Annotated in this window: 25 protein-coding genes and 1 riboswitch; of the genes, 18 read left to right on the top strand and 7 right to left on the bottom strand. The window is 68.8% G+C overall.

Features of this window, described 5'->3' with window-relative positions:
- Positions 1 to 317: 317 nt before the first annotated feature.
- The 7 genes from rpmH (at position 318) to ABL843_RS31345 (ending at position 6,082) form a co-directional block, all read left to right on the top strand.
- Complete coding sequence (gene rpmH, locus ABL843_RS31375) at positions 318 to 452, top strand: 50S ribosomal protein L34 (protein WP_007834827.1); 135 nt, start codon at positions 318 to 320, stop codon at positions 450 to 452.
- A 101-nt stretch (positions 453 to 553) separates the two neighbouring features.
- Entirely contained in the window at positions 554 to 967 is a 414-nt protein-coding gene (locus tag ABL843_RS31370) for a ribonuclease P protein component (RefSeq protein ID WP_184639131.1), read from the top strand.
- Positions 964 to 1,251 (top strand): membrane protein insertion efficiency factor YidD, encoded by a 288-nt coding sequence (yidD, locus tag ABL843_RS31365; protein ID WP_126020849.1) that lies wholly within the window; start codon positions 964 to 966, stop codon positions 1,249 to 1,251. The genes ABL843_RS31370 and yidD overlap by 4 nt, the downstream gene beginning before the upstream one ends.
- A complete protein-coding gene (gene yidC / locus ABL843_RS31360; RefSeq protein WP_126020851.1) occupies positions 1,248 to 2,942 on the top strand; it encodes a membrane protein insertase YidC in 1,695 nt (564 codons plus the stop codon). The genes yidD and yidC overlap by 4 nt, the downstream gene beginning before the upstream one ends.
- 80 nt (positions 2,943 to 3,022) lie before the next feature.
- Entirely contained in the window at positions 3,023 to 4,429 is a 1,407-nt protein-coding gene (mnmE, locus tag ABL843_RS31355; RefSeq protein ID WP_418118565.1) for a tRNA uridine-5-carboxymethylaminomethyl(34) synthesis GTPase MnmE, read from the top strand.
- A gap of 101 nt (positions 4,430 to 4,530) precedes the next feature.
- The gene (locus ABL843_RS31350) at positions 4,531 to 4,992 is read left to right on the top strand and encodes a Crp/Fnr family transcriptional regulator (protein ID WP_126020855.1); all 462 of its coding nucleotides are present in this window, start codon (positions 4,531 to 4,533) and stop codon (positions 4,990 to 4,992) included.
- A gap of 106 nt (positions 4,993 to 5,098) precedes the next feature.
- On the top strand, positions 5,099 to 6,082 hold the full coding sequence (locus ABL843_RS31345) for a zinc ribbon domain-containing protein (protein WP_418118564.1): 984 nt from the start codon (positions 5,099 to 5,101) through the stop codon (positions 6,080 to 6,082).
- Between the two features lie 30 nt (positions 6,083 to 6,112).
- Here ABL843_RS31345 and ABL843_RS31340 read toward each other — a convergent pair whose 3' ends face one another.
- Entirely contained in the window at positions 6,113 to 8,098 is a 1,986-nt protein-coding gene (locus ABL843_RS31340; RefSeq protein WP_418118563.1) for a monovalent cation:proton antiporter-2 (CPA2) family protein, read from the bottom strand.
- A 139-nt stretch (positions 8,099 to 8,237) separates the two neighbouring features.
- Between ABL843_RS31340 and ABL843_RS31335 the strand changes: the two genes are divergently transcribed.
- From ABL843_RS31335 to ABL843_RS31320, 4 genes are read left to right on the top strand one after another with little or no spacing between them, the layout of a single operon-like run.
- On the top strand, positions 8,238 to 9,239 hold the full coding sequence (locus tag ABL843_RS31335; RefSeq protein ID WP_126020861.1) for a KpsF/GutQ family sugar-phosphate isomerase: 1,002 nt from the start codon (positions 8,238 to 8,240) through the stop codon (positions 9,237 to 9,239).
- Positions 9,239 to 9,787 carry a KdsC family phosphatase gene (locus tag ABL843_RS31330; RefSeq protein ID WP_126020863.1) on the top strand — a complete coding sequence of 183 codons (549 nt, stop codon included), beginning with the start codon at positions 9,239 to 9,241 and terminating at the stop codon, positions 9,785 to 9,787. The genes ABL843_RS31335 and ABL843_RS31330 overlap by 1 nt, the downstream gene beginning before the upstream one ends.
- A complete protein-coding gene (gene lptC, locus ABL843_RS31325) occupies positions 9,784 to 10,443 on the top strand; it encodes an LPS export ABC transporter periplasmic protein LptC (RefSeq protein ID WP_184639139.1) in 660 nt (219 codons plus the stop codon). Before ABL843_RS31330 ends, lptC begins: the two co-directional genes overlap by 4 nt.
- 16 nt (positions 10,444 to 10,459) lie before the next feature.
- The gene (locus ABL843_RS31320; protein WP_418118562.1) at positions 10,460 to 11,242 is read left to right on the top strand and encodes an SDR family oxidoreductase; all 783 of its coding nucleotides are present in this window, start codon (positions 10,460 to 10,462) and stop codon (positions 11,240 to 11,242) included.
- Between the two features lie 91 nt (positions 11,243 to 11,333).
- Here the strand turns inward: ABL843_RS31320 and ABL843_RS31315 are convergent, their stop codons facing one another.
- Positions 11,334 to 11,855, bottom strand: a complete 522-nt coding sequence (locus tag ABL843_RS31315) for an RNA recognition motif domain-containing protein (RefSeq protein ID WP_126020867.1) — start codon at positions 11,853 to 11,855, stop codon at positions 11,334 to 11,336.
- A 272-nt stretch (positions 11,856 to 12,127) separates the two neighbouring features.
- A riboswitch (yybP-ykoY riboswitch) is annotated at positions 12,128 to 12,305 on the top strand.
- Between the two features lie 17 nt (positions 12,306 to 12,322).
- Between ABL843_RS31315 and ABL843_RS31310 the strand changes: the two genes are divergently transcribed.
- From ABL843_RS31310 to ABL843_RS31295, 4 genes are all read left to right on the top strand, one after another.
- A complete protein-coding gene (locus ABL843_RS31310) occupies positions 12,323 to 12,886 on the top strand; it encodes a TMEM165/GDT1 family protein (RefSeq protein ID WP_126020869.1) in 564 nt (187 codons plus the stop codon).
- A gap of 233 nt (positions 12,887 to 13,119) precedes the next feature.
- Positions 13,120 to 14,295: a homoserine O-succinyltransferase MetX gene (gene metX, locus ABL843_RS31305; protein WP_418118561.1), complete on the top strand. Its 1,176-nt coding sequence runs from the start codon at positions 13,120 to 13,122 to the stop codon at positions 14,293 to 14,295.
- Entirely contained in the window at positions 14,292 to 14,882 is a 591-nt protein-coding gene (gene metW / locus ABL843_RS31300; RefSeq protein ID WP_126020873.1) for a methionine biosynthesis protein MetW, read from the top strand. The genes metX and metW overlap by 4 nt, the downstream gene beginning before the upstream one ends.
- Before the next feature lie 7 nt (positions 14,883 to 14,889).
- Positions 14,890 to 15,477, top strand: a complete 588-nt coding sequence (locus ABL843_RS31295; protein WP_418118560.1) for an IMPACT family protein — start codon at positions 14,890 to 14,892, stop codon at positions 15,475 to 15,477.
- Here ABL843_RS31295 and ABL843_RS31290 read toward each other — a convergent pair.
- Positions 15,422 to 16,354: an ion transporter gene (locus ABL843_RS31290; RefSeq protein ID WP_418118559.1), complete on the bottom strand. Its 933-nt coding sequence runs from the start codon at positions 16,352 to 16,354 to the stop codon at positions 15,422 to 15,424. The two genes, ABL843_RS31295 and ABL843_RS31290, sit on opposite strands and share 56 nt — an antisense overlap.
- A gap of 115 nt (positions 16,355 to 16,469) precedes the next feature.
- Between ABL843_RS31290 and ABL843_RS31285 the strand changes: the two genes are divergently transcribed.
- Positions 16,470 to 16,994 (top strand): bactofilin family protein, encoded by a 525-nt coding sequence (locus ABL843_RS31285; protein WP_126020878.1) that lies wholly within the window; start codon positions 16,470 to 16,472, stop codon positions 16,992 to 16,994.
- A 103-nt stretch (positions 16,995 to 17,097) separates the two neighbouring features.
- Here the strand turns inward: ABL843_RS31285 and ABL843_RS31280 are convergent, their stop codons facing one another.
- Complete coding sequence (locus ABL843_RS31280; protein ID WP_126020880.1) at positions 17,098 to 17,868, bottom strand: DUF72 domain-containing protein; 771 nt, start codon at positions 17,866 to 17,868, stop codon at positions 17,098 to 17,100.
- A 95-nt stretch (positions 17,869 to 17,963) separates the two neighbouring features.
- On the opposite strand from ABL843_RS31280, the gene ABL843_RS31275 reads away from it, so the two are divergent.
- Positions 17,964 to 19,475 carry a M20 family metallopeptidase gene (locus ABL843_RS31275; RefSeq protein ID WP_369660253.1) on the top strand — a complete coding sequence of 504 codons (1,512 nt, stop codon included), beginning with the start codon at positions 17,964 to 17,966 and terminating at the stop codon, positions 19,473 to 19,475.
- Positions 19,472 to 20,329, top strand: a complete 858-nt coding sequence (locus ABL843_RS31270; protein WP_418118558.1) for a lysophospholipase — start codon at positions 19,472 to 19,474, stop codon at positions 20,327 to 20,329. Before ABL843_RS31275 ends, ABL843_RS31270 begins: the two co-directional genes overlap by 4 nt.
- Here ABL843_RS31270 and ABL843_RS31265 read toward each other — a convergent pair.
- The 3 genes from ABL843_RS31265 to ABL843_RS31255 form a co-directional block, all read right to left on the bottom strand.
- Positions 20,301 to 21,482 carry an MFS transporter gene (locus ABL843_RS31265; RefSeq protein ID WP_126020887.1) on the bottom strand — a complete coding sequence of 394 codons (1,182 nt, stop codon included), beginning with the start codon at positions 21,480 to 21,482 and terminating at the stop codon, positions 20,301 to 20,303. The two genes, ABL843_RS31270 and ABL843_RS31265, sit on opposite strands and share 29 nt — an antisense overlap.
- The gene (locus tag ABL843_RS31260) at positions 21,479 to 24,424 is read right to left on the bottom strand and encodes a DUF4132 domain-containing protein (RefSeq protein ID WP_418118557.1); all 2,946 of its coding nucleotides are present in this window, start codon (positions 24,422 to 24,424) and stop codon (positions 21,479 to 21,481) included. Before ABL843_RS31260 ends, ABL843_RS31265 begins: the two co-directional genes overlap by 4 nt.
- A 102-nt stretch (positions 24,425 to 24,526) precedes the next feature.
- Complete coding sequence (locus ABL843_RS31255) at positions 24,527 to 24,988, bottom strand: YidB family protein (RefSeq protein ID WP_206169463.1); 462 nt, start codon at positions 24,986 to 24,988, stop codon at positions 24,527 to 24,529.
- Between the last annotated feature and the right edge of the window lie 75 nt (positions 24,989 to 25,063).

The following is a 25,063-nucleotide window of genomic DNA, read 5'->3' as shown; positions in this document are numbered from 1 at the left end:
GGGCGTGGGGAAAAGTGAAGGGACCCTCGGGCATTTCTTGGTATAGGTATTGTGGATATTCTCTGCTGGAAGGCGCCCGGCATTCTAACTTGTCAAAACCTTATCCACACGCCGGCGAGTGTGTCGAAAGGCCCGCAAATCTGCTCGAAGATTGTTCAGGGCCCCAATGTTTGCGATAATTGCGGGTTTCCCTGAAAACCTCTTTGCGTCTTTCGGGGGCCATCCGAAACACGCCCGCCCCGGCGCCCCGCAGGAACTTCATGCTTTCAGTACGAAAGCGCGAAGGGCCAGCGCGAACAGGGAATTAGGAAATCACCATGAAACGCACCTACCAAGCATCCAAAGTCCGCCGCGCCCGTACCCACGGCTTCCTGGTCCGCATGAAGACCCGCGGCGGCCGTGCCGTCATCAACGCACGCCGCGCCAAGGGCCGCAAGCGCCTGGCCGTCTGACGGCAGTCCACCTGCCGTTGCCAGCAGCCGACCCGTCAGCGCCAGCTCCATCCGCCAGGGCTTCTGGCCCGGGCCGGCATGACACAAGCGGCCCGGCTTCCATGCAGCGGCTCAAGTCCCGCGCGCAATTCCAGGCCGTCCTCGCAGGTGCCACCGTGGCGCGCACTGCTCATTTCGCATTGCATCGCTGTGCGCTCGATCTCGCATCGAGCGCACAGCCGTTGTTCGCGTCCGACGACGTCTGGCTGGGTGCCATGGTGCCCAAGCGCTGGGCGCGCCGCGCCGTCACGCGCAACGCCATCAAGCGCCAGATCTATTCGGTGAGCGCCGCATCCGGTGCAGCACTGCCTCGCGCCGCGCACGTGGTGCGGCTGCGCGCGGGCTTCGACCGCAAGGAGTTCGTGAGCGCCTCTTCGGACAAGCTCAAGGCCGCCGTGCGCGCCGAACTCCAGCAGCTGCTGGCACGGGCCGCGCGCGCCCCTGCGCCGGCCGCAGCCCCTTCCTCCTCGCCATGAAACGCCTGCTGATCGGCATCGTGAAGGCCTACCGCCTGCTGCTGAGCCCCTGGCTCGGCCAGTCGTGCCGTTTCACGCCGACCTGCTCCGTGTATTCGATCGAGGCGCTGGAAGTGCATGGCGCGCTCAAGGGCAGCTATCTCACCCTGCACCGCATCGCGCGCTGCCAGCCCTGGTGCCAGGGCGGCCACGATCCGGTTCCGCCGAAATCCCAGCGTCGCACTGACAGGTCAGGATCGCTGTTTTCGTCTCTTCTCTCTTCCGACAAGAAGTCTTCGTCATGAACGATATCCGCCGCACGATACTGTGGGTGATTTTTGGTTTCTCGCTGGTACTGCTGTGGGACCAATGGCAGGTCTTCAACGGCAACAAGCCGACCTTCCTGCCGTCGACCAAGCCGGCCGCCACGGCCGCCGCTCCCGCAACCACCGCGCCCGCGGCCAACAGCAACGGCGTACCGGCTGCCTCCGGCAGCGGCAATGCCGGCGCCGTGCCCACGCAAGCGGTGGCCGCGGCTCCGCGTGAGCAGGTCAAGGTGACCACCGACCTGTTCCAGGCCAGCATCGACAGCGAAGGCGCCACGGTCAACCACCTCGAACTGCGCAAGTACGACGAAGCCGACCGCACCAAGCACGTGGTGCTGTTCGAAAACGGCTCGCCCGCCACCCGCTATGTCGCGCAGACCGGCCTGCTCAACCAGGTCGACACCGGCGAGCGCTTCCCGAACCACCTGACGCAGATGACGCCCAGGCCCGGCCCGCGCGAGATGGCCGACGGCCAGAACACGCTGGAAGTGAGCTTCGAAAGCGCCCCCGCCGGCGGCCTGAAGTACATCAAGACCTACGTGTTTCACCGTGGCGACTACGTTATCGGCGTGCGCCACGAAGTGGTCAACGTGAGCGACCAGCCGCGCGACGCGCAGCTGTACCTGCAGTTGCTGCGTCACGGCACGGTGGCTGCCAGCACCATGTTCGGCACCAACACCTTCACAGGCCCTGCGGCGTACACCAACGAGAAGAAGTTCCACAAGCTCGACTTCAAGGACATCGCCAAGGGCAAGATCGAACCGCCGCCGCCGGCCAACGACGGCTGGATCGCGATGGTGCAGCATTACTTTGCTTCGGCGTGGCTGCTCAAGGGCGACCCGGCCAGCGAGCAGCTGCGCCGCGAGTTCCGCGTGAAGGACCTGGGCGACAACCAGTTCTCCATCGCCATGGTGGCCACGCTGCCGAAGATCGCCCCGGGTGCCACGCAGGTCGTGAACAGTGCGTTGTTCGCGGGTCCCGAGGAAGAAAAGAAGCTCGAAGCCATCGCCCCGGGCCTGGACCTGGTGAAGGACTACGGCATCTTCGCGATCATCTCCAAGCCGCTGTACTGGCTGCTCACCCAGCTGCACGGCCTCCTGGGCAACTGGGGCTGGTCGATCGTCGCGCTGGTGGTGCTGCTGAAGGCGGCCTTCTACTGGCTCAACGCCAAGGCCTACGCCAGCATGGCCAAGATGAAGGCCATCAATCCGAAGATCATGGAAATGCGCGAGCGGCTGAAGGACAAGCCGCAAGAGATGCAGCAGGAAATGATGCGGATCTACAAGACCGAGAAGGTCAACCCGATGGGCGGCTGCTTCCCGATCCTGATCCAGATCCCGGTGTTCATCGCGCTGTACTGGGTGCTGCTGTCGTCGGTCGAGATGCGCCACGCGCCCTGGATCGGCTGGATCACCGACCTCTCGGCACCCGACCCCTGGTACATCCTGCCGATCGTGATGACGGCCACGTCGCTCTTCCAGACCTGGCTCAACCCGACGCCGCCCGATCCGATGCAGGCCAAGCTGATGTGGATCATGCCGCTCGCGTTCAGCGTGATGTTCATCTTCTTCCCGGCCGGCCTGGTGCTGTACTGGATCACGAACAACGTGCTGTCGATCGCGCAGCAGTGGTTCATCAACAAGCGCCTGGGCGTGCTCGGCGCCAAGTAAGCCGGCCGATCGCTCCAAGCCATCCCACGAAGGGCCGCGCAAGCGGCCCTTTTTGCTGAAAGACTGAAAGAATCCGCACCATGCTCGCCCGCACCTCCGACCCCATCGTCGCCATCGCCACCGCCTCGGGGCGCGGCGCGGTCGGCATCGTGCGCGTGTCGGGCGCCAGGCTGGCGCCGCTGGTCGACGCGATCTGCGGCCGCGCGCTCAAGCCGCGCGAGGCCACCTACCTGCCGTTCCGCGACGCGGACGGCGAGCCGGTCGACCACGGCCTGGCCATCCACTTTCCCTCGCCCAACTCCTTCACCGGCGAGGACGTGCTCGAACTGCAGGCCCATGGCGGATCGGTCGTGCTGCAGCTCCTGCTGGCGCGCTGCCTGGAAGCGGCGGCCGAGCCCGACCCGGTCACCGGCCGCCCGCGCCTGCCCGGCCTGCGCGTGGCCGAGCCCGGCGAGTTCAGCCAGCGCGCCTTCCTCAACGGCAAGATCGACCTGGCGCAGGCCGAGGCCATCGCCGACCTGATCGACGCCAGCACCGAGGCGGCCGCGCGCAGCGCCGGGCGCTCGCTGTCGGGCGCCTTCTCGCGCGAGATCCACACGCTGCGCGACGCGCTGATCCACCTTCGCATGCTGGTGGAGGCCACGCTCGACTTTCCCGAGGAGGAGATCGACTTCCTGCAGAAGGCCGACGCGGCCGGGCAGCTGGCGAAGCTGCGGTCGCAGCTATCTGCGGTGCAGCAGCGCGCGCGCCAGGGCGCCCTGCTGCGCGAGGGCATCAAGGTTGTGATCGCGGGCCAGCCCAACGCCGGCAAGAGCTCGCTGCTCAATGCGCTGGCCGGCGCGGAGCTGGCCATCGTGAGTGCCGTGGCGGGCACCACGCGCGACGTGGTCTCGCAGACCATCCAGATCCACGGCGTGCCGCTGCACGTAGCCGACACCGCCGGCCTGCGCGAGACCAGCGACGAGGTCGAGCAGATCGGCGTGGCACGCGCCTGGGGGCAGATCGAGAGCGCCGATGCGGTGCTGTTCCTGCACGACCTGACGCGCGCGAGCCAGACCGACTACGCCGCTGCCGACGCCGAGATACTGGCCGGTCTCCAGCAGAAGCTGCCCGCGAGCGTGCCGGTGCTCGACGTCTGGAACAAGCAGGACGCGGCACCCACGGCCCATCCCGAACAGGGCATCGCCCTCTCCGCCAAGACCGGGCTGGGCATCGAGGCCCTGCGCGATCAGCTGCTGGCCATGGCCGGCTGGCAGGCAGTGCCCGAGGGCGTGTACCTTGCGCGAGCGCGCCACGTGCAGGCGCTGGCCCGGGTCGAAACGCACCTGGCGCTGGCTGCAAGCCACCTGGAGGCACAGGCACAGCTGCTCGACCTGCTGGCCGAGGAACTGCGCCTCGCGCAGAACGCGCTGAACGAGATCACCGGCGAGTTCGGCGCCGACGACCTGCTGGGCGTCATCTTTTCGCGCTTCTGCATTGGTAAATAGCCACAGATAGCGGCAGCCACCCTCGAAAAACGTAAACACTTGTAGCCGAAGTTCGCGGCCATCGCGGATACTTCGGCTCACATGCGGGGGCCGAGAAACACATGTCAATCCAGAACCTGAGCCGCGCCATCGCGGAGAACATCAACACCGACGCGTTCGCGTTGACGTTCAACGTCCAGCAGTGGGAAACGCTGGCGGGTTACCTGCAACCCATCGAGACCGGCGTCGGCGACGTGCTGATCGAGCAGGGCACGCCCGACCGTTCGGTGTTCTTCGTCGAGAGCGGCGCCATCAGCGTGCACCGCGTCAGCAGCAAGGAACAGATGAAGCTGGCCGTGCTTACCGCGGGTTCGGTGGTCGGCGAAGGCTCGTTCTTCTCGCGGCAGCCGCATTCTGCCAACGTGGTGGTCACCGGTGCGGGCCGCGTCTGGCGGCTCACCGCGATCCGCTTCGCCGAGATGTCGAACCGCCAGCCCAACATGGCGCTGGAGATCGCGATGGCCCTGGGCGCCGTGATCGCCAAGCGCATGGCGCACCGCTCCAAGCGCGTCGCGGTGACCTGATCGGGAAGGCCTCCTCACTCGCCCGCCACCGGATCGATCCTACGGATGCAGGCCAGCCATTTCAGTTCAGGACGCCGAGAAGCAAGAAGTAGTCAGCAAGCAAGCCATGGCCTCGATCTGTCCGGTCTGCAGCACGGAGAACCGTGACGGCGCGAATTTCTGCAGGAACTGCGGCATCAAGCTGTCCGCCGCGGGAGACCGGATCCCGCCGCCACCGACCCCCGAACGCGAATGGGCCACCACGGCGCCCGCCCAACTGCGCGCGCCGACCATCCCGGCGCCCCTCGAAGAACTCCCGCCGGCACCGTCGCCCGCGCGCCAGTCCTTCTTCAGCCGCTCGCCTGCCTCCGCGCCGCGGCATGACGACGACGAGCAGACCGTTTTCATGCTGCACGACGACGGCTCGCCGCGCGTGCCCGCACCGCCGGCCACCCCGCAGGGGCTGGAATCGAGCTGGGCGCCGTCGCCCGAAAGGGTGAAGAAGCCCCGGGTCAGGATCCGCAAGCCCGCTCCGGTCGACCGGCCGCCGCGCAAGCGCGCGATCCTGCTGTGGGTGGGCCTGCTCGCGGTGGCTGTGGCGATGATCGTGGCGGGCTGGTCCGGCTACGGAACGCGAAAGACGGCTCCTGCCGTCGAGGAGACCGCCCCGCCCGCCGCAGCGCCGGCTCCCGCCGCTGCGGCGCCTGCCGTCGAGTCACCACCACCGCCATCACCGCCGCCCGCCGAGCCCGCCGCGACGGATGCACAGCCTGCCGAGCAGGCCGCGCCATCGCCTGCGGCGGAAGCCGCGCCGGCAGCCCCCCCGCCTCCCAAGCCCGCCAAGCAGGCGCGCAAGCAGCCGGCCGCCGCTGCGGCGCCCCAGCCAGCTGCGGAGACTGCTGCTCCCGTCGCGGCGCCTGCTCCGCCACCCGCACCGGCGGCTCCGGCAGAGCCCGCGGCCATGTGCGGCGACCGCAATTTCATCGCCAGGGCGCAATGCATGGCGGCGCAGTGCCTGAAGCCGGAGTACAAGGCCCATGCGCAGTGCGAGGCGGTGCGCCGTCAGCAGCGCATCGAGGAAGAAAAGCGCAACCCGACGCTCATGAACTGAGCGCGGAGGCGGAAGGCGGCTCGCCGCCGCTCAGCCCTTCTGCAACCGCTCGACCGCCATCGCCAGCGCGGCGGGCTTGCCCGAGAGCACCAGCGTGTCGCCGTCCGACAGTACCGTGTCGTCGGCCAGCGGGCGCGGCTGGCCGTCGTGCCGGCGCAGGCTCGCGATGCGCACGCCCAGCGTCTGCAGCGCCAGTCCCTGCAGCGTCTGGCCGATCGCGCGGGCGCCTGCATCGAGCGTGAAGCTGTTGAGCCGCTCGTGATCGATCTCGTCGGCGTTGTCGTCGTCCGCGCCGTGGAAGTAGCCGCGCAGCAGGTTGTAGCGGGCATCGCGCTGGTCCTGCACCACGCGGATCACGCGCCGCATCGGCACGCCGACCAGCGCCAGCGCGTGGCTCGCGAGCATCAGCGAACCCTCGATGGCCTCGGGTACCACTTCGGTCGCGCCGGCGGCCTGCAGCTTCTCGAGGTCGTGGTCGTCCTGCGTGCGCACGATCACCGGCACGTGCGGCGCGTGGGCGCGCGTGTTGGCCAGCACCTTCATCGCGCCGGGCACGTCGAGATAGGTGACCACCACCGCGCTGGCGCGCGCCAGGCCGGCGGCCATCAGCGCCTGCAGCCGCGCGGCGTCGCCGAACACCACCGAGTCGCCGGCGGCGGCGGCCTGGCGCACGCGGTCGGGGTCCAGGTCGAGCGCCATGTAGGGGATGCCCTCGCGCTCCAGGATGCGCGCCAGGTTCTGGCCGCAACGCCCGTAGCCGCAGATGATCACGTGCTGCGCGGTGTTGATGGTCTTGCGCGCGATGGTCGTCATCTGCAGCGACTGCTGCAGCCAGTCGCTGGCCACCAGCTTCCGCACGATGGCATTGCTGTACATGATGATGAAGGGCGTCGCCAGCATCGACAGCACCATCGACGCCAGCACCGGGTTGGCCAGCCACGGCGGCAGCAGGCTGCGCTCCTGGGCCAGCGTCAGCAGCACGAAGCCGAACTCGCCGGCCTGGGCGAGGTACAGGCCGGTGCGCAGCGACACGCCCGAGGTGGCGCCCAGCACCCGAGCCAGCACCGTCACCAGCGCCAGCTTGAAGGCCAGCGGCACCAGCAGCAGCACGGCCACCAGCAGCCAGCGTTCGACCACGATGTGCCAGTCGAGCGACATGCCCACGGTGATGAAGAACAGCCCCAGCAGCACGTCGTGGAAGGGGCGGATGTCGGTCTCGACCTGGTGCTTGTATTCGGTCTCCGACACCAGCATGCCCGCGATGAAGGCGCCCAGCGCCAGGCTCAGGCCGGCCAGCTCGGTCAGCCAGGCAAGCCCCAGCGTGATCAGCAGCACGTTCAGGATGAAGAGCTCCTCGCTGCGCCGCCGCGCCACCAGCGTGAGCCACCAGCGCATCACGCGCGGACCGCCGTACAGCAGCACGCCGATCAGGAAGCTCGCCTTCAGCAGCGCGAGCCCCAGCGCCTTGGCCAGCGCCTCGGGCGGGGCGCCCAGCGCGGGGATCAGCACCAGCAGCGGCACCACCGCCAGGTCCTGGAACAGCAGCACGCCCATGACGCGCTTGCCGTGCTCGCTCTCGAGCTCGAGCCGCTCGGCCATCAGCTTGACCACGATGGCGGTGCTGCTCATGGTGAGCGCGCCCGACAGGGCCAGCGCGGTCTGCCAGCCCAGGTGCCAGGCCGCCGGCAGCAGCCGCGCCAGCAGCAGCGCGCCGATGGTGGCGAGGGCCATGGTCAGCAGCACCTGCAGCAGGCCCAGGCCGAACACGTGCTTTCGCATCGCGCGCAGCTTGGGCAGGCTGAATTCCAGCCCGATCACGAACATCAGGAACACCACGCCGAATTCGCCGAGGTGCTGGATGCCCTCGGTGTTCTGGGCCAGCGCGAAGGCGTGCGGCCCGATCAGCACGCCGGCCGAGAGATAGCCGAGCATCGGCGGCAGCTTGAGTGAGCGGCACGCCACCACGCCGATCACCGCGGCCAGCAGGTACAACAGCGTGAGATCGAACGAAGACATATGCGCCGATGCTAGAGCAAGAGCCGTGCGCGGCGTCTCAGGGAGGACACCGGGCAGCGCCGCGGCGCCGGCTCCGGGATGGGCCCAGGTGCGAGGGGGCCGGCCGCGGGGGCAAGCCGCTGGCCCGTAAAATCCGGCGATGAGCTCCCGTCCCGCCCCGGCCCCCGTGGTCGACCCCGAAGCCATCCTGGCCCGGGCACGCCTCACCTTCGACATCGAAGCCGAAGCCGTCTCCGGCCTGAAGAACCGCGTCGGCCCCAGCTTCGTCGAGGCCGTGCGCAAGATCCTCGAAGTGCGCGGCCGCGTGGTCGTGATGGGCATGGGCAAGAGCGGCCACGTCGGCCGCAAGATCGCCGCCACTCTCGCCTCCACCGGCACGCCCGCGATGTTCGTGCACCCGGCCGAGGCCAGCCACGGCGACCTCGGCATGATCAAGGCGGTCGACCTGGTGCTCGCCATCTCCAACAGCGGCGAGGTCGACGAGCTCACCGTCATCCTGCCGGTCGTCAAGCGCCAGGGCGTGCCCCTGATCGCCATGACCGGCCGCACCGAATCCACCCTCGCCCGCCATGCCGACATCGTGATCGACGCGGGCGTGTCGAAGGAGGCCTGCCCGCTCAACCTCGCCCCCACCGCCAGCACCACCGCCCAGATGGCGATGGGCGACGCGCTGGCCGTGGCGCTGCTCGACGCGCGCGGCTTCGGCTCGGAAGACTTCGCTCGCTCGCACCCGGGCGGCGCGCTCGGGCGCAAGCTGCTCACCCACGTGAGCGATGTCATGCGCTCGGGCGACGACGTTCCTCGCGTGGCGCCCGACGCCAGCATCAGCGAGCTGATGCGTGCCATGAGCAACAAGGGCTTCGGCGCCGCCGCGGTGGTGGAGCCCGACGGCCGCGCCTCGGGCATCTTCACCGACGGCGACCTGCGCCGGCTGATCGAGGCCGGTGCCGACCTGCGCAGCCCCAAGGCGGTCGACGTCATGCACCGCAATCCGCGCACCATCCGCGTCGACGCGCTGGCGGTGGAAGCCGCCGAGCTCATGGAACAGTGCGGCATCACCCGGCTGTTCGTGATCGACGGCGAAGGCGTGGTCGTCGGCGCGATCAACACCAACGACCTGATGCGCGCGAAGGTCATCTGATGCCCCTCGAGTTCCAGGCCGAGACGCTTCTCGCCGCACAGGACGTGCGCATCGTCTTCTTCGATATCGACGGCGTCCTGACCGACGGCGGCGTGTATTTCACCGAGCACGGCGAGACGCTCAAGCGCTTCAGCATCCTCGACGGCTACGGCCTGAAGCTGCTGCGCAAGGCGGGCATCGTGCCGGCCGTGATCACCGGGCGCGACTCCAAGCCGCTGCGCGTGCGCCTGGAGGCGCTGGGCATCGAGCACGTGCGCTATGGCACCGAGGACAAGTTGCCGGCCGCCCAGGCCATGCTCGACCAGCTCGGCTTCGGCTGGGCACAGGCCGCGGCCATCGGCGACGACTGGCCCGACCTGCCGGTGCTCTCGCGCGTCGGCTTCCCGGCGGCGCCGGCCAATGCCCATGCGGAAGTGCGCGGCATCGCGCGCTACGTGACCAGGGCGCGCGGCGGCGAGGGCGCTGCGCGCGAGTTGTGCGACCTGCTGCTCACCGCCTGCGGCCAGTACCGCGTCATGCTCGACGCGGCGCGGGGGCCTGGCGCATGAGCGGCGTGAAACGCGCATGGGGCATGGCGCGCGACGTCCTCGACCGCGCCACGATCTACCTGCCGATCATCCTGACGGCCGCTGTCGCGCTCGGCACCTACTGGCTGGTGCGCAACGCGCCCAAGCTGCTGGAGCCCGCTCCCAAGGTCGCGCCCACGCACGAGCCCGACTACTTCATGCGCGACTTCGTCATCAAGAACTTCCTGCCCAATGGCGACCTGCGCAGCGAACTGCACGGCGTCGAAGGCCGGCACTACCCCGACACCGACACCATCGAGATCGACAAGGTGCGCATGCGCTCGGTGTCCCCCGAGGGGCTCGTGACGCGCGGCAGCGCCGACCGGGGACTGTCGAATTCCGACGGCAGCGAAATCCAGCTCTTCGGCAACGCGATCGTCATCCGCGACCCGTCGGTGGGACCGAACGGCAAGCCCACGCCGCGCCTGGAGTTCCGCGGCGACTTCCTGCATGCCTACGTCGACACGGAGCGCGTCACCTCGAACAAGCCGGTCACGCTCATCCGTGGCACCGACCAGTTCACCGGCGACACGCTCGACTACGACAACCTGAGCGGCGTGGCCAATCTCAACGGCCGGGTGCGCGGCGTGCTGATTCCGTCGGCGGCGGCAGCTCCTGCTCCCGCCAGGAAGCGCTGAGGAAGGCATCTCCCGCATGACGACCTCCCCGCTCGTCTTCATCACCGGCGCTTCCAGCGGCATCGGCCAGGCGCTGGCCGCGAGCTTCTACGACGCCGGCTACCGGCTGGCGCTGGTCGCGCGGCGCACGGGGGAAATCGAATCGTGGGCGAGCGCCCGCCAGCTGGGCGCCGACCGCTACCGGGTCTACGGCGCCGACGTGGCGCAGACCGACAGCATCGTCGCCGCCGGCAATGCCTGCATCGAGCAGCAGGGACTGCCCGACGTGGTGATCGCGAACGCGGGCATCAGCGTCGGCATCGACACGGGGGAGCGCGAGGACATCGACGTGATGGCGCGCACCTTCGCCACCAACAACGTGGGCCTGATGGCCACTTTCCATCCCTTCGTGCGCGCGATGGTCCGGCGTGGCAGCGGGCGGCTCGTCGGCATCGGCAGCGTGGCCTCCATCCGCGGGCTGCCGGGGCACGGCGCGTACTGCGCGAGCAAGGCCGGCGTGGTGGCGTACTGCGAGAGCCTGCGCGGTGAGCTGCGCGGGAGCGGCGTGAAAGTCGTCACCTTGTGCCCGGGCTACATCGACACGCCCCTCACGCAGGGCAACCGCTATGGCATGCCCTTCCTCATGAAGGCGGAAGACTTCTCCAACCAGGCGCTGCGCGCCATCGAGGCGGGCACCAGCTATCGCGTGATTCCCTGGCAGATGGGCGTGGTCGCCAAGATCATGCGCATGCTGCCGAACGCCGTGCTCGACCGGGCGGTGCAGGGGCGCGAACGGAAGAAGCGCAGCGGCGAAGCCTGATCGGGCCAGCTTCGCCGACCGCCCAAAGAAAAAGGCTCCCAAGGGAGCCTTTTGCCTGTCTGAGTGTGATTCGTTCGGAGAGTCGCAGGGTTCAGTAGCCGCTGTTGCCGCCGCCGTAACCACCGCCGCCACCGCCCGAGCGGCCGCCGCCACGGGGACCAGCGCCGTAGGGGCTGCGGAAACCGCCGTCGCCACCACCACCGCCGCCGCCACTGCGGCCACCGCCGCCGTAGCCGCCACCACCGCCGCCGGAGCGACCGCCACCACCGTAGCCGCCACCACCGCCGCCGCCGTAGCCACCGCCACCACCGCCGCCATAACCACCACCGCCGCCGCCGTAGCCGCCGCTGCGCGGGGGACGCGCTTCCATCGGACGTGCCTCGTTGACGACGACGCTGCGGCCGCCCAGGGGCTGGCCGTTCATGCCGTTGATTGCGGCCTGTGCTTCCGCGTCACTGCCCATCTCGACGAAGCCGAAGCCCTTCGAGCGGCCGGTGTCACGTTCCATCATGACCTTGGCGCTGGTCACGGCGCCGAACTGCCCGAAGGCTTGTTCGAGATCTCCGTCGCGCACCGAGTAAGGCAGGTTGCCGACGTACAGTTTGTTGCCCATCAAGGGACTCCTATAAACACATCAAGAAAAGCGATGGAGTCCCGAAAGCATCACTCAAACGAGAGCGTCGAGTCGCGCGAAACTGACCGATCACCGAACTGCCCCCCGACCAAAGTGAAGAGGGAGGCTCGTGCATTATGGGTGAAATATCCGAATTGCAAGCGGGAATTTGCTTCTTGAGGTAGCACCTGTCAAAACTATTCGAAAGCTAGTGCCTACTTGCATGATTGAGCGAGGTCCTTCGCCCTACATCCGTGCGTGCATGTAGAATTCCGCCCGTCATTGGGGAGTAGCCGCCTTCCGATCTGCGAGAGGGGCCCGCGTCAACAGACTTGTCCTGTCCCACCAGGATATGGCGCGTGCAGTGAACACACCTGGCGAGACCTTTGACCGTGCAACTTCGGGAATATGGCCGAAGGTGTTGCACGGTCAATTGCGTCCTTCGGCCCAAGGAACCCCACGTCATCATGGAAGCTTTTCTCGTAGCAACGGGCGTCGTCGCGCTCGCGGAAATGGGCGACAAGACCCAGCTCCTGGCCCTTCTTCTGGCCGCGCGTTTCAGGAAACCCTGGCCCATCGTCCTCGGCATCTTCGCCGCCACCGTCATCAACCATGCGCTCGCGGGCGCGGTCGGCAACTACCTCACGCGCTGGCTCGGGCCCGAGGTGCTGCGGTGGATACTGGGCGGCTCCTTCATCGCCATGGCCGTCTGGATGCTCATCCCCGACAAGCTCGACGACGACGATGCCCCCGGCACATCGAAGTTCGGCGTCTTCGGCACCACGGTCGTCGCCTTCTTCCTCGCCGAGATGGGCGACAAGACCCAGATCGCCACCGTCATGCTCGCCGCCCGCTTCACGCACGACTACTTCTGGGTGGTCATGGGCACCACGCTGGGCATGATGCTCGCCAATGCGCCCGTGGTGTGGCTCGGCGAGAAGATCGTGCGCCGCGTGCCGATCAAGCTCGTGCACGGCATCTCGGCAGCGATCTTCCTGGTGCTCGGCGTCCTGATGATCGTCGGCATATAAAAAAAAGCGAGACCCCATCTCCCTTTCCAGGAACACCGCGGAACCGGCTCCGCCGGGCCGCAGGTGTTGCCCCCTTCCCAAGGGGGTTGGCGAAGCGACACGCAGTGCGCGAAGCCTGGGGGATATACTCGCTCTGCGCCGATTTGCTTCAGCTTGCGGGCGCTTTACAAATTCAGCTAAAGACAGGCGCGGCAGACCCGGCTCGTTTTTGGCGAGGCCGGGTTTTTTCATTCATGTCGTCGTCACCACCTCTGGTCGTCACTCCGCAGTCGATGCAGTTCGCAGGCCCGCTGGCCTTGCGCAGCGGCGCATCGATCAGCGACTACACGCTCGCCTACGAAACCTACGGCACCCTGAACGCCGAGCGCAGCAACGCCGTGCTTGTTTGCCATGCGCTCAACGCCTCACACCACGTCGCGGGCGTCTACCAAGGCCAGGCCCGTTCCGAGGGCTGGTGGGACAACATGGTCGGTCCGGGCAAGCCGCTCGACACCGACCGCTTCTTCGTGATCGGCGTTAACAATCTTGGCTCCTGCTTCGGCTCGACCGGCCCGATGCACGTCAACCCTGCCACCGGCCGCGTCTACGGCGCCGACTTCCCGGTGGTGACGGTCGAGGACTGGGTCGACGCCCAGGCCGCGCTGCTCGACGCGCTCGGCATCGAGACGCTCGCCGCCGTGATGGGCGGCAGCCTCGGCGGCATGCAGGCCCTCTCCTGGACGCTGCAGTACCCCGAGCGCGTGCGCCACGCGGTGGTGGTGGCCAGTGCACCCAACCTCACGGCCGAGAACATCGCCTTCAACGAGGTGGCGCGCCGCGCCATCGTGACCGACCCCGACTTCCACGGCGGCCACTTCTACGAGCACGGCGTGGTGCCCAAGCGCGGCCTGCGCATCGCGCGGATGATCGGCCACATCACCTACCTCAGCGACGACGTGATGAACGCCAAGTTCGGCCGCATCCTGCGCAGCGCCGTGGAGGGTGAGAACAATGGCGAGGTGGCGGGCGCCGACTACCGCTATTCCACCCAGGACGTCGAGTTCCAGATCGAGAGCTACCTTCGCTACCAGGGCGACAAGTTCAGCGAGTACTTCGACGCCAACACCTACCTGCTGATCACCCGCGCGCTCGACTACTTCGACCCCGCGCGCAACCACGGCGGCAAGCTCAGCGCCGCGCTCGCACAGGCGCGCGCCAAGTTCCTGCTCGTGAGCTTCAAGACCGACTGGCGCTTCTCGCCCGCGCGCAGCCGCGAGATTGTCAAGGCGCTGCTCGACAACAGCCGCAACGTGAGCTACGCCGAGATCGACGCGCCGCACGGCCATGACGCCTTCCTGCTCGACGACGTGCGCTACATGGGCGTGGTGCGCTCCTACTTCGAGCGCGTCGCCAAGGAGTTCCAGCAATGAGCGACCTCGAACACCAGCGTCTGATCGCGGAGCTCGTGCCGCAGGGCTCGCGCGTGCTCGACCTCGGCTGCGGCGACGGCGCCCTGCTCGACCTGCTGCAGCGCGAGCGCGGCTGCACCGGCTACGGCGTGGAGATCGCCGACGGCAACGTGCTGCAGTGCATTCGCCGCGGCGTCGACGTGATCCAGCTCAACCTCGACGAAGGCCTCGCGATGTTCGACGACGCCTCCTTCGACGTGGTGCTGCAGATCGACACGCTGCAGCACCTGCGCAATGCCGAAGTCATGCTGCGCGAGACCGCGCGCGTGGGCCGCATCGGCATCGTCGCCTTTCCCAACTTCGCGCACTGGCCCAACCGCCTGAGCGTGGCGCGCGGGCGCATGCCCGTCACGCGCCGCCTACCCTACCAGTGGTACGACACGCCCAACATCCGCGTCGGCACCTTCAAGGACTTCGAGGTGCTGGCCGGCAAGAACAACCTGCGCATCCTCGACGCCTTCGGCCTGCAGGACGGCCGCGACGTGCGCTGGCTGCCCAATGCGCGCGCCAGCACGGCGGTGTTCAAGTTCGAGCGCGGCGGCGGTTGACGGCGCAATGAGCTTCACGCTCGCACAGCCGGTTTACAGCGAGCTCGTCATCAAGAAGAGCCGCTTCATCGGCTGCGTGCAGCCGGTGGCCGACCGCGCTGCGGCGCTGGCGGTGGTCGCCTCGCTGCGCGCCGAGCATCCCACGGCCGCGCATGTCTGCTGGGCCCTCATGGCGGGCGGCCAGTCGGCCGCGAACGACGACGGCGAGCCCGGCGGCACCGCAGGACGTCCGATGCTGGAAGTGCTGCGCCACCAGCAGGTCGAAGGCGCGCTCGCGACCGTGGTGCGCTATTTCGGCGGCGTGAAGCTGGGCGCGGGCGGCCTCGTGCGGGCCTACACCGATGCGATCGCGCAGGCCCTGCTCGGCGCCACGCTGGTGCCGCTGCTGCGCCAGCGAAGCCTGCGCTGCTCGGTGCCGTATGCGCTCGAAGGGCTGGTGCGGCGCGAGCTCGCTGCAGCCGGCGCGGTGCTCGAAGGCGTGCAGCACGGCGACGACGTGGCTTTCGCCTTCTCGCTGCCGGAGCCCGAGGCCGATGCCTTCATCGTGCGCCTCGGCGATGCTGCGCAAGGGCGCGTCGTCTGGCAGCGGGAGTGAGCCTCTTGGCCGGGACCGCCGGTGCCGGTTCGACCATCGCGAGAACGCCGCGCTGCGCCACCGGCACCGCGACCGGTTCGTCGTCGCCGCCGCGGCGCGCCATCTCGGCGGTCACGATGCCGGTCGGCACCGCGAGCACGCCCCAGCCCACCAGCATCATCACCGACGCGATCGCGCGGCCCAGGTCGGTCTTGGGCACGAGATCGCCGAAGCCCACGGTGGCCATCGTCGAGATCGCCCAGTAGACCGCCACCGGGATGCTGGTGAAGCCGTGCTGCGGCCCTTCGACCACGTACATCAGCGTTCCCATCACCAGCACCACCAGCATCACGAAGCCCACGAACACGGTGATCTTGCGCCGGCTCGCCGCCACCGCCGAGACCAGCGCGCGGTACTCCACGGAGTAACGCGATAGTTTGAAGATCCGGAACACGCGCAGCAGACGCAGGATGCGCACGTCGATCAGGTAGCCCAGGCCCATCTGCGGCGCGAAGACCACGAGGAAGGTCGGCAGCAGCGCCAGCAGGTCGATCACGCCGTAGAAGCTCGTCGCGTAGCGCAGCGGCTTGTTCACGCAGCTCAGCCGAGCGATGTACTCCAGCGTGAAGAGGATGGTGAACATCCACTCGAGGACGTTGAACACCGGGCGCCACTGTTCGCGGATGGACTGCACGCTGTCGAGGATCACCACCAGCACGCTGGCCACGATCACCGCGATCAGCGCGAGGTCGAACATCAGGCCCGCGCGCGTGTCGGCCTCGAAGATCACGGTGAAGAGAGTGCGCCGCCAGCCGTGCGCGGGCTTGTCGAAGCGCGAGTCGGTGCTGGACGACATCGCGCGCGATGTGGTGTTCCGTTCGACGTTTGGAGAGCTCATGGCGCCACATTGTCATGCGCCCGATCGACTTATTCAGTTACGCTTCTTGCGCAATGAAGTGCCGCAGGCCGTGAGTGCGTTCTTACGATAGTCCCCTTTCTTGAGGAGCTCCCCTTTGGCTACACAGTCCCCCTTCTTCGGCAAGCGTGATCGTGACACCGATTCGTTGACATCGCGCCCCGCGCCGCTCGTCGGTTCGGGCACCAACCTCTCCGGAACCCCCGTCAATCCCTCCTCGCTCACCGCACAGCAAGGCGGCCTGAACGCCGCAGCGGCCGCGCCCGTGGCCAAGGAAGGCGGCAGCAAGCTCACCGTCGGCCCCAACATCAAGCTCAAGGGCGTGGAGATCACCGACTGCGACACGCTCGTGGTCGAAGGCCTGGTCGAAGCCACCATGGACTCGCGCCTGATGCAGATCGCCGAACAGGGCGCGTTCAAGGGCTCGGCCGAGATCGACATCGCCGAGATCCGCGGCGTGTTCGACGGTAGCCTCACGGTGCGCGAGAAGCTCGTCATCCACTCGACCGGCAAGGTCACTGGCAAGATCCGCTACGGCAAGATCGTGATCGAGGAAGGTGGCCAGATCTCCGGCGAGATCAGCTTCGGCGCCGCCAAGCCCTCGCTTCAGGCCGCTGCCTGAAACAGGCCCCCCGGCTTTTCACTCCGCTTCGCTGCGTATAAGTCCACCCCCGAGGGGTTGCGGGCCGCCTTGGGAGCGGCCCGGCGGCGCCCGCAGGCGTCTTTCACGCGGTAGGTGCGGTCCAGCCAAGACGCTCCAGCAAGGCACCGGCAGCCGCCGGTGCCTTTTCCTTGGCGCCGTTGATGAAGTAGACGAACACGTCACGCTTCTTCGGCGACGCGCCCCACCCCTGCGCGCGCTCGGCCCATGTGTCGAGGGCCTTGGGCGCATAGCCCGCTTTCAGCTTGCCATCGGCCATCATCAGCCGCGCGTAGGCGATGTCGCCTTCGGGCTCCTCGAAGGACGGAAACTTATCGGCGTCGGTGAACACCGTCGACACCTTGTACTTCTTCGCGAGCGCCTTGTAGGCGGGCACGATGAAGCTCTCGTGCCGCACGTCCATCACGTGCCGCAGGACGCGGCTGCCCTCCTTCTTCGGCAGCAGAGCCAGGAAGGCCTCGAAGTCCTCCGCGTCGAACTGCTTGGTCGGCATGAACTGCCACACGATGGGCCCGAGCTTGTCCCCCAGCTCGGCCACGCCGCTGTCGATGAAGCGCTTGATGGAGTCTCCCGCGCCCGACAGCAGCTTGCGGTTGGTCGCGAAGCGCGAGGCCTTCATCGAGAAGATGAAGTCGTCGGGCGTGTCGTCGTGCCACTTGCGGAAGGTCTCGGGCTTGAAGGTGCTGTAGTAGGTGCCGTTGATCTCGATCGCGCTGACCTTGCGGCTCGCGTAGTTGAGTTCCTTCGCGTGCGCGAGCCCCTTGGGATAGAAGTTGTCGCGCCAGGGCTCGTAGGTCCAGCCGCCGATGCCCACCTTGATGTTTGCCTTGCTCACGTGGCCCTCCGGGTTGAGATCGCCCGCACTCTACGCGCGGACGCTGCCGGGCGCAAAATGCGTCCTTTCTTTCGTCACCCGCGGAGAACCCACCGATGAACGCCCCCCTGCACCGCGAAATGCCCGCCGGCACGCTCGACGCCGAGCGCGCCCTGTCCGACGTCACCGCCCAATGGGACGGCGACATCCTCAAGCAACTCACCGACTACATCGGCATCCCGGCCAAGTCGCCCGGCTTCGACAAGGACTGGTCGGCCAACGGCTATCTCGAGACCGTGCTGCGCAATGCCGCCGCCTGGGTCGAGGCGCAGAAGGTCGAGGGCTTGAAGCTGGAGATCGTGCGGCTCGAAGGGCGCACCCCGGTGCTGTTCTTCGAAGTGCCGGCCACCGGCACCGACATGGGCGAGACCGTGCTGATGTACGGCCACCTCGACAAGCAGCCCGAGTTCACCGGCTGGCGCAACGACCTCGGCCCCTGGACGCCCAAGTACGAGAACGGCCTGCTCTACGGTCGCGGCGGCGCCGACGACGGCTACGCGGTGTACGCCAGCATCGCCGCGCTGCAGGCGCTCAAGAACCAGGGCGCGGCGCACCCGCGCATCGTGGGCCTGATCGAGACCTGCGAGGAAAGCGGCTCCTACGACCTGCTGCCGTATGTCGACGCACTGCGCCCGCGCCTGGGCAACGTCGAGCTCGTGATCTGCCTCGACTCCGGCGCCGGCAACTACGACCAGCTGTGGCTCACCACCTCGCTGCGCGGCATGGCCAGCGGCACGCTCAAGGTCGAGGTGCTGACCGAGGGCATCCACTCCGGCGACGCATCGGGCCTCGTGCCCTCGAGCTTCCGCATCATGCGGCAGGTGCTCGACCGGCTCGAAGACAGCGCCACCGGCCGCCTGCTGCCCGCGAGCTTCCACTGCGAAGTGCCGGCCGACCGCCTCGCGCAGGCCAAGGCCACCGCCGCCATCCTCGGCGACGAGGTCTACAAGCGCTTCCCGTGGGCGCACTACGACTGCGGCGGCTCGACCGTGTTCGCTCTGCCCACCACCACAGACCCGGTCGAGGCCCTGCTCAACCGCACCTGGAAACCCACGCTGTCGGTAACCGGTGCCGAAGGCTTCCCGGCGCTGAAGGACGCGGGCAACGTGCTGCGCCCCTACACCGCCTTCAAGCTGTCGCTGCGCCTGCCCCCGCTGGTCGACGCGGCCGAGGCGGTGCAGAACCTCAAGACGCTGCTGGAGGACAACGCGCCCTACCAGGCCCGCGTGACCTTCGAGAGCAACGGCGGAGCCACCGGATGGAACGCGCCCGCCATCACGCCGTGGTTCGAGGACGCGCTCAACAAGGCCTCGCAGGCGCACTTCGGCGCTTCCTGCGGCTACATCGGCCAGGGCGGAACCATCCCGCTGATGAACATGCTCAGCGCCGGCTTCCCGAAGGCGCAGATGATGGTCTGCGGCGTGCTCGGCCCCAAGAGCAACGCGCACGGCCCCAACGAGTTCCTGCACGTGCCCTACGCCAAGAAGCTCACCGCGGCCGTGGCCGAGGTGATCGCCGCGCTGCCGGCCGCGCACCGCGCGGCGTCGTCGGAGCCGGCGGCGGCTTGAGCGCGGTCCTGCCCCTGCCGCAGCGCGTGTCGCTGTCCACGCCCGACGGTGAAACGCTCGCATTGCGCCGGCTGCCGGCGCCCGGCCCGGCGCGCGCGGTGGTGGTCGTGGTCCACGGGCTCGGCGAGCATGCGGGCCGCTACCACGGCCTGGCCGAGTGCCTGCACGAATGGGGCTTCGCGGTATGGGCGCACGACCACTACGGGCACGGCGAGTCCAGCGGCCCGCGCGGCGGCCTGCCGAGCGAGCTGCGGCTGGTGGACGACCTCGCGCTGGTCGTCGACGACGCGCGCCGCGAGAACCCCGGCCTGCCGGTGGTGCTGCTGGGCCACAGCCTCGGCGGGCTTGTCGTGGCGAGCCTGATTGCGCGCGGCGTGCGGCACGTCAACGCCGCAGTGCTGTCCTCGCCGGGGCTCGATCCCGGCCTGAACGGTTTCCAGAAGCTGCTGCTCGCGGTGCTGCCGCGCATCGCGCCCGACCTTCGCGTGGGCAACGGCCTCGACGACAACTACCTATCGCACGACCCGGCGGTGGTGCAGGCCTATCGCGACGATCCGCTCACGCACGACCGCATCGGCGGCCGGCTCGCGCGCTTCCTGGCCTACGAAGGAGAAGCCGTGCAGCAGCGCGCCGCGAACTGGCCGGTGCCCACGCTGCTGCTCTACGCGGGCGACGACCGCCTCGTGCGGCCCGCGGCCAGCCGCGCTTTTGCCGCAGCCGCCGCGCCAAGCGGCAAGGTCGAGGCGCAATGCTTCGACACGCTGTACCACGAGATCTTCAACGAGCTTGAAGCCGATCCGGTCTTCGAAGCCCTTCAGCGCTGGCTCAACCGGCGCTTTCCGCAGCGGGCCTGACAGCGCGCTTGCGCGCCAGCCAGAGCAGCGCCGCGCCCGTCAGCACCACCGGCACCAGCGAGCCGAAGTTCAGCAGCCGCCAGCCCTGGGTGGTCACCAGCACGCCCGAGGCGAACGACGTCAGCGCCAGCGTGGCGAACACGCAGAAGTTGAGCGCGCCCTGCGCGCGGTCGCGCTCCTCGGGCGTGTAGGCGGTGAGCGACAGCGTGGTGCTTCCGGTGAAAAGGAAATTCCAGCCCACGCCCAGCAGGAACAGCGCCACGATGAAGTGATGCAGCTCCACGCCCGAGAGCGCGATGGCGATGCAGCCGAGGTTCAGCAGCAGCCCCGCGCCCATCACCGGCAGCGCGCCGAAACGGCGGATCAGGTGGCCGGTGAAGAAGCCCGGCGCGAACATGCCGATCACGTGCCATTCGAGCACCAGCGCGGCGTCGGAGAACGGCAGGCTGCAGATCTGCATCGCGATGGGCGTCGCGGCCATCAGCAGGTTCATCACGCCGTAGCCCAGCGCGCCGGCCGCCGCCGCGACGATGAACACCGGCTGGCGCGCGATCTCCGAAAGCGGCCGTCCGCCCGCCGCTTCCTTGCGCGCGGGCGCGGGCGGGAACTGGATGAAGTGCATCACCGCCATCGACAGCAGCGCCACCGCCGCCAGCGCGATGTAGGCGCCGGCGAAGGGCACGGCGAAGGCTTCGCGCGTGGCCTTGGCGAGGTTGGGCCCGGCCACGGCACCGATCAGTCCGCCGGCCATCACCATCGACACCGCCTTCTCTCGCCACTGCGGCGCCGCCAGTTCGGCCGCCGCGAAGCGGTAGAGCCCGGCGTTGGCGTTGTAGTAGCCCGCGATGACGGTGGCGAAGCACAGCAGCCAGAAGTTCTTCGTGACCGCCGCGAAGCAGCACAGCAGGGCCGACACCAGCGCCACCGCCAGCCCGGTCTGGAACGAGCCGCGCCGGCCGAAGCGCTGCTGCGTGCGCGCCACCAGCCCGGTGGAGAGCGCGCCGCCGATCACGTAGCTCATGACCGGCAGCGTCGCCATCCAGCCGCGCGGCGCGATGGCCAGGCCAACCAGCCCGTTGATGGCGATGAAGGTCACGTTGTTCGTCAGCAGCAGGCCCTGGCAGATGGCCAGCAGCCACAGATTGCGGTTCATGCGCTTGTCTCCCTTACCGCGCGCTGCAGGTCGCGCTCGATCTCGCTGAATGCGATGGCGGGCAGGTCGCCCAGCGTGCGCTCGGTGCCGGTGAGCGCCACGCCGTGCACCGTCTGCAGCACCTTGCCGTCGGGGCTGTCCTGCACGAACCAGCCCTCTTCCAGCCGCAGGCAGACCTGGCCCTCGCCGGGCACGCCCTTGTTGAAGCTGTTGACCATGCCGCCGTCGCCGATCTCGCGCACCCAGCCGCGCGTCTCCAGGCCCATGAGCGCGGCGTTCGACACCGCGCGGCCGGCCCACTGCGGCAGCTCGCGGCCCGCGCGCAGCGCCGGATCGAGCACGAAGGACTGGCGCGCCAGCTGCTCGAAGGGCTGCAGGATCTCGTAGTCGGCGAGCACCGGCGCCCATGCGGTGACGAGCGACGCATCGAGCGCCGCGAAGTCCAGCGGATGCGGCAGGCCGATGCGCGCGTTCTCCGGCAGCTTCACCGGGTCGTCGTGCAGGTCGGCCAGCTCGCCTTCGGCGGTGACGCGGAAGGTGCCCTGCAGCTTGTCGTCGGCATCGAACAGGCCCCAGACCAGCGGCCGGCTGAACACCCGCAGCACCGGGTGGTTCGCGAAGAAGGGCATGAACTCGTCGGGGCCCCAGCGGCGCTGCGCGCACATCGCGGCCTCCAGCCGCCGGATCTGCGTGGTGGCGACTGTCTTCGCGAGCTTGCGCAGTTCCTTGAGCTGCGTGGCCGCGGCGGCGGCCTTGCCGGCGTCATCGTTCGCGCCGGCCTTGGGCAGTGTCTTGAGTGCCTTGCCGCGGGCATCGTGCACCACGGGCTGGAAGCTGTCGTCCATGCGCACCTCGAAGCTGCGTGGGCCGAAGTCCAGCGTGAGGCGCGCGCGGGCGTCCAGGCCGAGGTCGGGCACGGTGCGGTCGGCCAGCTGGTCGAGGCTCAGGCCGCGCTGCTCGGCCACCTCGCCGAGCATACGGTCGGCGCGGGTGCGCAGGTCGTCGTAGCGGGTCTGGCGCGCGAGTTCGGCCAGGTGCATCAGCGCGGCGTCGCTGCCGATCTCGCCGAGCATGGCCATGGCGTCGTAGGCGCGCACGCGGTCGAGCCCGGCGCGCCACTGGCGCAGCAGGCTGTAGAGCTGGCGTGCGGTTTCGCCGTCGCCGAGGCGGCCCTGCAGCGCGAACATCCAGCGCTCCCTGGCCGGCCGGCCGTTGCCGATCCACCAGGCCAGCAGCGCGCGGCCGAAGCGCGCGAGGGAGTCGGGCGCGAGCGCGTCCAGCAGCGGGGCGAGCCCCGGGTATGGCGCGTCGGGCTTGCCGAGCATCATCGCCATCAGCACGTCGGGCACCACGGCCTGCGGCAGCGCGAGGCCGCCTTCCTTGAGGATCAGGCGGGGCAGCGACGGCAGGGGCAGCGTCTTCGGCACCACGGGCAGGCTGTCGGGCAGAACGTCTTCGGGCGCGATGGACAGCAGCTGCGCCACCGCGTCGGCCGCTTCGGCGCCGTAGGCCTGTGCCTGGGCGCGCACCGCATCGGCATGGCCGTTGTCGTGCAGCCAGCGCAGCGCGGCCTGCGCCGATTCGTGCGCGGGGCCGGGCTCGCCCAGCGCGACGGGGACGAGGCCGCGCGCGGCCGTGTCGGGGTAGCGTTCCAGCCATGCGGCCGCCTCGCGCCGCACCCAGCGGTTGGTGTGGAAGCCCTTGGCGATCCAGCCGGCGAGCGGGTCCCATTCGATGACCGAGGCCAGCTCGAACATCGCCCGCGAGCCCTGCTTGAGGAAGCGCGGCAGTCCCGGCAGCGCATCCGTGCCGAGGGCGTGGAGGATGGGCCGCACGCGTGCCACGTCGCCCATGAAGTGATCGACGGCCGGCCCGTGCGTGAACGCCGCCACGGCCAGCGGCGGGGGCAGTTGCCAGATGTATTCGGCGACGCCCCAGCGCGAGCCGGGCAGTTGGCCGAAGTCCTCGGGGCTGGTGATCTCGTGGCGGCCGGCGATGACGTCGTCGATGAGCTCGGGGCGCAGGCCCAGCATCCACAGCGCCTTGTGCAGGTTGCCGCCTTCGCGGATGGCGTCCGGCGCATCGGGCTGGTGGCGCGGGAACTCGGTCATCCACTGGTTCGAGCGATCGCGCGAAACCCGGACCTCGCGCGCCAGCCAGTCGGACAGGTCGCCTGTGGCCTGCAGGTACTGCGGCGGCTTCAGGTCGGTCCAATGGAGCCGGGCCGTCGGCGGCAGCGGCTGCAGCGCCAGTACCGGGATGACGGGCAGCGCCTGCCGGTTCTTCCACGGTGGGCGGCGCAGCAGCGCGGGCCAGTCGGCGGCGGGGGCGTCGGCCACGCCGGCGGAGCCGTCTTCCTGCAGGCGCGCGAGCGTCTTGCGCTGGGCTTCGTCGCACGAGGCTTCGAGCGGCTCCTGCCACTCGGGATTCGCCGCGAGCAGCTCCAGGACGAGCGCCGCGCCGGCCTGGTGCCGCGCCGGGTTCGCCGAGAGCAGCTCGCGCAGCACGAAGAGCGGCCAGCGCGCCGCCTGCTTCACCAGCGCGTTCTTGCAGTCGATCTGCTTGACCTGTGCGACGAAGAAGCGCACCACTTCCGCGTCATGGATGGCCAGCAGGTCGGTGACGGCTTCCTTGTGCGGCGAGGGCTCGAAGAGCAGCTCGGCCGCCGCGGCGCCGTGCATCTCGAGCATGCGCAGCCGCGCTGCGCGCGGCGGATAGAAGCTGGAGCGATGGCGGCGGAAGAAGTCGAGGCTGTCGGCCAGGCTGCGCTCCTCCGAGAGCAAACCGCCGCACCGGCCGCAGGGCCGGTCGTTGAACTTCGCGAGCGCCTCGCGCATGTTCTTGGTCCACCGCACCTTGCCGTCGGGGCGCGCGTCGAGGCCGCCCTCCTTCTTCTCCTCGTTCTTCTCTGTTTCCCCCTTCGACTTGCGATTGCCCGCCATGCCATTGCTCTCCATTGATGCCGCAGGGATTGTCGGCCAACACGCGCGGACCAAAAAAAAGCGCCCTCGCGGGCGCTCGAACACTGGAGAAGGCAGTCCGGTTCAGGACTGCTTGCCTTGCAGCAGACCGCTGAGCGAGCCCAGCAGGTCGTCGTGGTTGCCCAGCCCCTGGTCGGGGATCTTGCCGTGCGGCGTGAGCTGGTCGATGAGCGCCGGCAGCATGGTGGCCAGCATGGGCAGCAGCGTCTGCGCGTTGATGCCGAGCTTGGACGCGATGCTCGCGATGGTGTCGCTGCCCAGCGCGTTCTGCAGCTGGTCGCCCGAGACGGGCTGGTTTTCACCCTTGCCGATCCACGAGCCGATGACGTCGCCCATGCCGGCCTGCTCGAACTTCGAGACCAGGCCGCCCAGGCCACCCACGCTGCCGTTGTTGGCGAGCAGGCCGCCCAGCGCGCCGGCCAGGCCTCCCAGATCGCCCAGCCCGCCAAGGCCTCCGCCTTGCGGTTGCTGCTGTTGCGCAGCGCCTCCGAGCACCTGACCGAGTACCGAATCGAGCAATCCCATGACTGTTTCCTTGGTGTGTGACAGAACCGCCAACATTGTTAAATGCCGCGGACCTTAAGCCGAAAGTGGCATGCC

Origin of the sequence: Variovorax sp. 350MFTsu5.1, from assembly GCF_048302515.1 — a bacterium.
GTDB lineage: Bacteria > Pseudomonadota > Gammaproteobacteria > Burkholderiales > Burkholderiaceae_C > Variovorax > Variovorax guangxiensis.
The sequence above is the reverse complement of the archived record's forward strand: the minus strand, read 5'-3'. Positions and strand labels throughout refer to the sequence as shown.